This is a genomic window from Haloparvum sedimenti (assembly GCF_001462205.1).
Lineage (GTDB): Archaea > Halobacteriota > Halobacteria > Halobacteriales > Haloferacaceae > Haloparvum > Haloparvum sedimenti.
On sequence record NZ_LKIR01000142.1, the window covers coordinates 137842 to 138215 of the forward strand.

Consider the following 374-nt stretch of genomic DNA (forward strand, 5'->3'; position numbering starts at 1 on the left):
GGCCCCCTCCACACGCTCTGGAACACCCGCCTCATCGGAACGTACCTCCGATTACGTGTCGGATTTCTCCTCGCAGGGGTTCTAGCGCTTGCTGGTGGGGCCGTCCTACTCGGAATCGGCGGTGTCTGGGGGCTTCTGGCCCTCTTTGGCCTCGTCTTGCTAATCCTGTTGGCCCTTGGGTTCGTCCTGATTACTCGATAGTTCCGGTGACCATTCGCTCCTCTATAATCGACTACAACGCTCTCTACACCTCACGTTGAGAGTTCCTTGTCGATATTGTGGATGAGACAGCCGACAGCGATTTCCCGGAACTGTTTCCACCAGTGGCGTGAGCGGACGAATGCACCGTACTTGCGTTTGAGTCGAGAGTTCAC

At 56.7% G+C, this 374-nt stretch carries 1 protein-coding gene and 1 pseudogene; one reads left to right on the forward strand and one right to left on the reverse strand.

The window, feature by feature from the left end:
* Positions 1-201 (forward strand): hypothetical protein (locus tag AN233_RS17760; protein ID WP_218055107.1); only part of this gene is annotated, 201 nt, incomplete at its 5' end.
* Between the two features lie 50 nt (positions 202-251).
* Here AN233_RS17760 and AN233_RS16985 read toward each other — a convergent pair.
* Positions 252-374: pseudogene (locus AN233_RS16985) on the reverse strand (IS5/IS1182 family transposase); the annotation flags it as partial.